The organism is Pseudomonas sp. Marseille-Q5117 (assembly GCF_946901175.1).
Lineage (GTDB): Bacteria > Pseudomonadota > Gammaproteobacteria > Pseudomonadales > Pseudomonadaceae > Aquipseudomonas > Aquipseudomonas iranensis.
The window spans coordinates 53,544-61,473 of record NZ_CAMPPP010000024.1 but is presented as its reverse complement, the minus strand read 5'-3'; the positions used below and the strand labels follow the sequence as shown (position 1 = coordinate 61,473).

Here is a 7,930-nt window from a genome sequence, read left to right as displayed (position 1 = left end):
GCGAGCTGGCCGAGTTCGAGAACTCGATTTCTGACCTTGAGTACAACTGGTATCTGCATACGGTGTGATCACAGACACCACCGATCCAATGTGGGAGCGAGCCTGCTCGCGAAAGCGTCGTGTCAGGCAACAATATTCTGACTGACATACCGCATTCGCGAGCAGGCTCGCTCCCACAGGGGATCGGGTCATCAATTTGGATGAGTGGGTGATCACCCGCCGTCGCCCAATCCGCCCTTGTCGAGCTCAAAACAATGACCACAACCCGCAACGACTGGGAACAACGCTTCCAGTCTCTGTCCATCGAATCCCGCGCCTTCATCGACGGTGAATACCGCCCTGCGATCAGCGGCGACACCTTCGAATGCCTGAGCCCGGTCGATGGCCGCTTTCTTGCCGCCGTCGCCAGCACCGATGAAGCCGACGCCAACCTGGCCGTCGAAGCGGCGCGCCAGTCCTTCAACTCCGGCATCTGGGCGAAAAAAGCCCCGGCCGAGCGCAAGCGCGTGCTGATCCGCTTCGCCGATCTGATCCTGCAGCACCAGGAAGAACTGGCGCTGCTGGAAACCCTCGACATGGGCAAGCCGATCAGCGATTCGATGAGCATCGACATCCCGGCGACCGCCAACGCGATCCGCTGGAGCGCCGAGGCCATCGACAAAATCTACGACGAAGTCGCCGCCACGCCGCACGATCAACTCGGCCTCGTCACCCGTGAGTCATCCGGTGTGGTCGCAGCGATCGTGCCGTGGAATTTCCCGCTGATCATGGCCAGCTGGAAATTCGCCCCGGCGCTGGCGGCGGGTAACTCGTTCATCCTCAAGCCTTCGGAAAAATCACCGCTGACCGCCATCCGCATCGCGCAACTGGCGCTGGAGGCGGGTATTCCCAAAGGCGTGTTCAACGTGCTGCCGGGCTACGGTCACACCGTCGGCAAGGCGCTGGCGTTGCACATGGACGTCGACGTGCTGGCCTTCACCGGTTCCACGGCGATCGCCAAGCAGCTGATGATCTATGCCGGGCAGAGCAACATGAAACGCGTCTGGCTCGAGGCCGGCGGCAAGAGCCCGAACGTGGTGTTCGCCGACGCACCGGACCTGCGCGCGGCAGCCCAGGCAGCAGCCAGTGCCATCGCCTTCAATCAGGGCGAAGTCTGCACTGCCGGCTCGCGTCTGCTGGTCGAGCGCTCGATTCGCGAGCAGTTCATTCCGCTGCTGGTGGAAGCGCTGCAAGCGTGGAAACCGGGGCATGCACTGGATCCGGCGACCACCGTCGGCGCCGTGGTCGACCAGCGTCAACTGGACAACGTGCTGCGCTACATCAGCATCGGCCGCGAGCAGGGCGCCGAGTTGATTGCCGGCGGCCAGCGCACCCTCGAAGAAACCGGCGGCCTCTACGTGCAGCCAGCGATTTTCGACGGCGTGACCAATGCGATGACTATCGCTAGGGAAGAAATCTTCGGCCCGGTGCTGTCGCTGATCACCTTCGACACTGCCGAAGAAGCTCTGCAGATCGCCAACGACAGCATCTTCGGCCTCGCCGCCGGGGTGTGGACCAGCAACCTGAGCAAGGCGCACACCTTCGCCCGCGGTTTGCGCGCCGGCAGCGTCTGGGTCAACCAGTACGACGGCGGCGACATGACTGCGCCGTTCGGTGGCTTCAAGCAATCGGGCAACGGTCGCGACAAATCGCTGCATGCGTTCGACAAGTACACCGAACTGAAAGCGACCTGGATCAAGCTCTGATTCTTTTACAGCGGCGGCCGCCCCTGGTTGGTGGCCCTCGGAGAAACCTATGAAACAGCAACACGTAAACAGCTACTACGCCGCCACCCGCAACGAAGTCATCGACTTCCCGATTCTCGAAGAGGCAGTGGACTGCGACGTCTGCATCATCGGCGCCGGCTACACGGGCCTGTCCTCGGCGCTGTTCCTCAGCGAAGCCGGCTACAAAGTCACCGTGCTGGAAGCGGCGAAAGTCGGCTACGGCGCCAGCGGTCGCAATGGCGGGCAACTGGTCAACTCCTACAGCCGCGACGTCGATGTCATTGAAGAGCGCTACGGCGACAAGACTGCAGAAATCCTCGGCAGCATGATCTTCGAAGGCGCCGACATCATTCGTTCGCGCATCAAGGATTACGACATCAAGTGCGACTACCGCCCGGGCGGCATCTTCGCAGCGATGAACAAGAAACAGCACAACGGCCTGGCCGAGCAGAAGCGCAACTGGGAACGCTACGGCAACCGCAATCTGAAGATGCTCGATGCAGCGGACATTCGTCGCGAAGTGGGTTCCGACGCTTACGTTGGCGGCTTGCTGGACATGCAGGGCGGCCACGTTCATCCGCTGAATCTGGCACTAGGGGAGGCCGCTGCCATCGTGCGCTTGGGCGGCAAGATCTACGAGCAATCGGCAGCGGTGGAAATCACCTACGGCGAGCCGATCACCGTGCGCACCGCCAAGGGCCTGGTCCGCGCCAAATACCTGCTGATCGCCGGCAACGCTTATCTGCCGCAAGGTCTCGATAATCGCGTCACCGCGAAAAGCATGCCGTGCGGCTCGCAGATCGTCGTCACCGAACCGCTGACCGAGCAGCAGGCACGCAGCCTGATCACCAACAACTATTGCGTCGAAGACTGCAACTATCTGCTGGATTACTACCGCCTCACTGCCGACAACCGGCTGCTTTACGGCGGCGGTGTGGTCTACGGCGCGCGCGAGCCGGACGATATCGAGCAACTGATCCGGCCGAAGATCCTCAAGACCTTCCCGCAGCTCAAGGACGTGAAGATCGACTACCGCTGGACCGGCAATTTCCTGCTGACCATGTCGCGCATGCCGCAATTCGGCCGCATCGAAAAGAACGCCTACTACATGCAAGGCTACAGCGGCCACGGTGTCACCTGCTCGCACCTGGCCGGCAAATTGATCTCGGAAATGATCCGCGGCGACGCCGAACGCTTCAACGCCTTCGCCTCGCTGCCGCACATGCCAATGCTCGGCGGCCGCACCTTCTCCGCACCGCTCACCGCGTTGGGCGCCGTCTACTACTCCCTGCGCGACCGTTTCGGCGTCTGACTTACCTCCCGGCGGCGGCCCGAAAGACCCCGCCGGTTTTTCACTTATGCAAAAGCACTGATGTCCACTGTGGGAGCGAGCCTGCTCGCGAAGAGGCCAGCCCAGCCACACTCGCTTTTGCTGACCTGCTCAAAACCAAATGTGGGAGCGAGCTTGCTCGCGAAGGGGCCATGTCAGCCAAGTTCTTCGTTGTCTGACACACTGCTTTCGCGAGCAGGCTCGCTCCCACAGTGACTGTATTGCCAAGGCCAACAGGACTTTTGCCGCACCATCCATCGAACCTGCTGAGCAACACCGGCAAACGTGATTTAATAGCCGCCTTTCACGGTTCCGGGACACGGGAGCAACGTGATCCGCGCGACCTGCGCGTCACCCGCCACCCACCCCCATCGCCCTTAAGTCGCTCTTACATAAGGCTGTCATGGATACGGGTTCTCGACTCAAACTAGTACGCGAAAGCTACAAACTCTCCCAGCGCGAGCTCGCCCGGCGTAGCGGCGTGACCAACGCGACCATCTCGCTGATCGAACAGAACCGCGTCAGCCCCTCCGTCAGCTCGCTGAAAAAGCTGCTCGAAGGCATACCGATGTCCCTGGCCGACTTCTTCACCTTCGACCAGCCCCCGCGCGAACACCAATACGTGTTCCGCGCCAACGAACAACCCGACCTCGGCCGCCACGGCCTGCGCTTGCTGCTCATCGGCGCCTCGGTGCCCAGCCGGCAGATGCGCCTGCTCCGCGAACAATACGCCCCCGGCGCCAGCTCCGGCGAAGAGCCGATCGTGCATGCCGAAGGCGAAGAGTGCGGGCTGGTCACGCGCGGCACGGTGGAACTGACCGTGGACGGGCAGGTGAGTGTGCTGAGTGCGGGGGACGGGTATTACTTTCCGACGACGTTGCCGCATAAATTCCGGAATATCGGCGCGGATGAGGCGGAGATTATTAGTGCGAATACGCCGGCGAATTTCTGATCGGATAACGCATATTTTTTTGTTGACCCGGCATCTTTTACGAGGTGTCGGGTTGTTTGTTCCTGCCATTCGTCAGCCCTCCCGCATTTTCCCCGCGCATGCGCTTCCAATGCATAACTCACCCCCGCAAAGGAACCGCCGACATGCATAAATCCAGTCTCGCAGCATTCACCCTGGCCACGCTGTTATCCGCCACTTCGCTCTACGCGACAGCCGCCAGCGACACCCCGGCACCCACCGCCAACGACGGCAACAGCCAGACCAACCCGAGTGCGCCGGAAGACATTCATTCCAACGGCGCCACCGTGCCCAAAGGCACGCAGGGCAATACCACCAACAATGACGGCTCGACACCTGCGGGTTCCAAGCCCAGTGGTTCGAAGCAATCGAACGACAGCGGCACCAGCAGCGGTGCTGGTGAGGGTTGAAGCTGTTTGCAGATGCAGCAAGCCCGGCATCAAGCCGGGCTCTCTATCAGGCAATCCTTGATGACCGAGGTTACTTAGCCTTCCAGTTCCCGCCGCTGTTCTCACAATCAATCTTTGCCTGCGCCAGGTGCTCGCCGTCGTAGTAATACGAGGTGACTTTGGCGTTGTCGGGCATGTTCAGCGGTTTGGCGCTTTTGTCTTTGCTGGTCGAGTGCGGGTTGGCCAGTGATTCCTGGGTGAGGCGGGCGGTGCAGGTGGCCTGGTAGTGGTCGTCGCAGCGATCGACTTTTTTCTTGGTGGCGTTGAGGGTGTCCTTGCTTTCGTTGCTGCAGGACCAGTTGATGGAGTCCACGGGCATGCCTTCGTATTCGTAACAGCTGTGGGTTTCCACCGCTGGCACCGAGGCGCTGGAGGAGCGGGTCTGCACGTCGCAGCCTTCAGCCATGACGCAGGTGGGGATGATGGCAAACGTGGCGATCAGGAGCAGCAGTCGGGTTTTCATCGGCAATTCCTCTCCAATGGCGCCGCGTCTGATCGGTGATTTGGCGCTTGTCTGGTTTCGAGGCGGCGAGGGCGGGCAAGGTTCAATCGGTTTGCGCTGAGCGATCTTCGCGTACACTGCGCAACAATCAGAAACATTCAGCGCAGGATTCGATTCCCATGGCCCAAACCCTCGAACGCGCCATCGCCATTGCCGCCACGGCCCACACCGGGCAGGTGGACAAGGGCGGGGCGCCGTACATTCTGCATCCGCTGAAAGTCATGTTGCGCATGAATACGCTGGAAGAGCGCATCGTCGCTGTGCTGCACGACGTGGTCGAAGATTGCGGGGTGAGTCTGGATGATTTGCGCGGGGAAGGTTTCTGCGAGGAGGTGCTGGCGGCGATTGCAGCGGTGACCAAAGTGCCCGGCGAGTCCTACGAGGATTTTGTCGACCGCGCCGCGCAAAACCCGATCGGGCGAGTGGTGAAGCTGGCGGATCTGGAGGAGAACAGCGATATCTCGCGGATTGCCTCGCCGGGTTGGGAGGATCTGGAGCGGATCGAGAAATATCGGCGGGCGATTGCACGCTTGCGTATGTAAGACGTATTGGATTCTCGTGGGAGCGAGCCTGCTCGCGAAGGCGATAGATCAGTTATTCTGATCGTTCCCACGCTCTGCGTGGGAATGCAGCCGGGGACGCTCTGCGTCCCAAAAGATCGCAGCCTTCGGTAGCTCCTACCAGGGAATGGTGGTGTCTCACAAAATAGCCAGGAAGGCGAACTATGAAATCCATTGTGTGCTTGTTGATTGCGGCCGGTTTCGGCGCGTTATTGCAGTTTGAAGGCGTACCCCACGGCTTGCTGCTGGGCTCGATTGTCGTTACCGCGTTGTTTGCCAGTAAAACCGGCATCGCCCCGGCAACTCCTTATGGCTTGGGCTACATCCAGGTCACGCTGGGCATCGCCACCGGGCTGATGTTCGAAGCATGGGACAGCGAAACGGCCGCGACGATGTTGCCCAGCCTTGGCGTGTTGCTGATCTGCCTGACCGTACAAATCGCACTCGCCGGATGGTGGCTGACACGCGGTGCCGGCTGGAACCGCACCGATGCACTGCTGGCGGTGTATCCCGGCGCATTGGCCGCAGTGTTCGATTTGCTTGAGTCGGAAAAGGCTTCGAGCAAAGTCATCATCGTGCATCTGATGCGGCTGCTGTTGATCACCGTGCTGGTGAGTTTGCTTATCCCCGGGCAAACAGCGGTGGCTGAAGTCGTCAGCGATCCGTTGACCACCGGCATGGCACTGACCGCACTCGCTGTCATCGCGCTGAGCGTATTGCTCGGCCGCTTGCTGTTGCTGATCGGCGTCCCGGCGCCGTTCATGCTCACTGCGATCATCATCACCGCCGCGTTTGTGAAGTCGGGATGGCTGCACGGCTTTCACATGCCGGAGTGGAGTTTGGACCTGGCCGCACTGATTCTTGGCGTGCGCATCGGCTCACGCTTTCAGGGACTCGGCATTGCAGAGCTGGCGCGACATGGGCGCACCGCTTTGGTCTCGGTGGGTTTGATGATCGTCGTCGCAGCGGTGTTTGCCGAGGTGGTCGCGCGCTGGCTGGGCAGTGATCCGCTGTCGCTGTGGCTGGCGTACATGCCGGGCGCGATCGAGACGATTGCGATTGTCGCGTTTGGCGGCGGGCTGAATGTGGTGTTTATCCTGACGCATCATCTGAGCCGGATGGTGCTGCTGCATTTTGCACCGGCGTTGTTGGTGCAGGTCAGGCGGGTGCGCCAGGAAACCTGAAGCAAGCCAGTGGTGGCTGGCGATTGCTGCGTGTCAGTCAGATCCATCCCCCTCACCCCAGCCCTCTCCCCCAGGGCGGCTGCGGCGCATAAACGGCTTCGTGAGCAATTGCTGGCCTCGGTTTGAGGCGCTGTCAGGCGTGGCCCAAGGCAATCGCGAACGACACGACAATCATGCAGGCGAAGGCGAAGTTGAGATTCATGGGCTGTTCATCCTGAGCTTTTGAGAGTCGGGCCATTGTGAACAGGCGCAGCGCAAAGAAAAAATTCGCCGTGTTGATTCCAATGATCGAAAGCATTGATAGCCGCTGCGTTTGTATTTGCCTGAGACTTTCGCTAGTGTCGCTGAAACCTGCAACTACAAGCACAAACAGGCATAACCATGCACGACCACTCCATCGCCGAATTGCCGTCCCTGCGCCGGCAGAAAATCCTTTTGCTTCTCGAACGTGACGGCAAGGTCATGGCCTCCGAGCTTAGCCAGCATTTCGCAGTGTCCGAAGACACGATCCGCCGCGACCTCGCCGAGCTGGACAGCGCCGGGCTGGTGCAGCGGGTGCATGGCGGGGCGCTGCCGCGACCGAAGGACTCGGGCAAGGATTACTTCACCCGTCTGGATGAGACCGACGAGGTCAAGGTGCGCCTGGCGCAATTGGCGGCGCAGCACATCGAGGACGGGCAGATTGTGCTGTTCGATTCCGGCTCGACCACGTTGCAGGTGGCGCGCGCGTTACCGTCCGACACCCGCATCACCGCCGTGACCGCTTCACCGCTGACGGCGATTGCCTTGTCCGAATATAAAGGCGTGAAAGTGATTCTGGCGGGTGGTGAATTGAATGCTCATTCGATGTCGGCCAGTGGTCAGGAAGCGCTGCGACTGCTGGCGGGGATCAAGGCGGATCTGGCGATTACCGGGGTGTGTGCGATTCATCCCGAGGTCGGGATCACCTCGCTGCATTTCGATGAAGTGCCGATCAAACAGGCGATGCTCGACAGCGCAAAGCGGGTGATTGCAGTGACTACGGCGGACAAGCTGGGCGCGGTGGAGCCGTTTGTGGTGGCGCCGTGTACGCGCCTGCATAGGTTGATTACCGAGCGGCATCCGGGGTCGGGGAGTGTGGAGGATTATCGGCGGTTGGGGATTGTCGTGGAGCAGTTGGCGGATTGAGT

General features: G+C 60.8%; 9 protein-coding genes. 7 read left to right on the top strand and 2 right to left on the bottom strand.

The window, feature by feature from the left end; translation table 11 throughout:
* Nucleotides 1-254 precede the first annotated feature (254 nt).
* The 4 genes from OC605_RS26675 (at nucleotide 255) to OC605_RS26660 (ending at nucleotide 4,476) form a co-directional block, all read left to right on the top strand.
* The gene (locus OC605_RS26675; RefSeq protein ID WP_262140357.1) at nucleotides 255-1,745 is read left to right on the top strand and encodes an aldehyde dehydrogenase; all 1,491 of its coding nucleotides are present in this window, start codon (nucleotides 255-257) and stop codon (nucleotides 1,743-1,745) included.
* 49 nt (nucleotides 1,746-1,794) lie between these two features.
* Entirely contained in the window at nucleotides 1,795-3,078 is a 1,284-nt protein-coding gene (locus tag OC605_RS26670) for an NAD(P)/FAD-dependent oxidoreductase (RefSeq protein ID WP_262140356.1), read from the top strand.
* 421 nt (nucleotides 3,079-3,499) lie between these two features.
* Complete coding sequence (locus OC605_RS26665; RefSeq protein WP_011333561.1) at nucleotides 3,500-4,048, top strand: cupin domain-containing protein; 549 nt, start codon at nucleotides 3,500-3,502, stop codon at nucleotides 4,046-4,048.
* Nucleotides 4,049-4,191: 143 nt separating this feature from the next.
* The gene (locus OC605_RS26660; RefSeq protein WP_110645556.1) at nucleotides 4,192-4,476 is read left to right on the top strand and encodes a hypothetical protein; all 285 of its coding nucleotides are present in this window, start codon (nucleotides 4,192-4,194) and stop codon (nucleotides 4,474-4,476) included.
* A 70-nt stretch (nucleotides 4,477-4,546) separates the two neighbouring features.
* On the opposite strand, the gene OC605_RS26655 is transcribed toward OC605_RS26660, so the two are convergent.
* A complete protein-coding gene (locus OC605_RS26655; protein WP_262140355.1) occupies nucleotides 4,547-4,978 on the bottom strand; it encodes a hypothetical protein in 432 nt (143 codons plus the stop codon).
* 158 nt (nucleotides 4,979-5,136) lie between these two features.
* Between OC605_RS26655 and OC605_RS26650 the strand changes: the two genes are divergently transcribed.
* Both OC605_RS26650 and OC605_RS26645 read left to right on the top strand, forming a co-directional pair.
* Nucleotides 5,137-5,559, top strand: a complete 423-nt coding sequence (locus OC605_RS26650) for an HD domain-containing protein (protein WP_262140354.1) — start codon at nucleotides 5,137-5,139, stop codon at nucleotides 5,557-5,559.
* 182 nt (nucleotides 5,560-5,741) lie between these two features.
* Nucleotides 5,742-6,761 (top strand): AbrB family transcriptional regulator, encoded by a 1,020-nt coding sequence (locus OC605_RS26645; RefSeq protein WP_262140353.1) that lies wholly within the window; start codon nucleotides 5,742-5,744, stop codon nucleotides 6,759-6,761.
* A 133-nt stretch (nucleotides 6,762-6,894) separates the two neighbouring features.
* Here OC605_RS26645 and OC605_RS26640 read toward each other — a convergent pair whose 3' ends face one another.
* Nucleotides 6,895-7,059: a hypothetical protein gene (locus OC605_RS26640; RefSeq protein ID WP_262140352.1), complete on the bottom strand. Its 165-nt coding sequence runs from the start codon at nucleotides 7,057-7,059 to the stop codon at nucleotides 6,895-6,897.
* 83 nt (nucleotides 7,060-7,142) lie between these two features.
* Here OC605_RS26640 and OC605_RS26635 point away from each other — a divergent pair, with 83 nt between their 5' ends.
* The gene (locus OC605_RS26635; protein ID WP_262140351.1) at nucleotides 7,143-7,928 is read left to right on the top strand and encodes a DeoR/GlpR family DNA-binding transcription regulator; all 786 of its coding nucleotides are present in this window, start codon (nucleotides 7,143-7,145) and stop codon (nucleotides 7,926-7,928) included.
* Nucleotides 7,929-7,930: the final 2 nt, after the last annotated feature.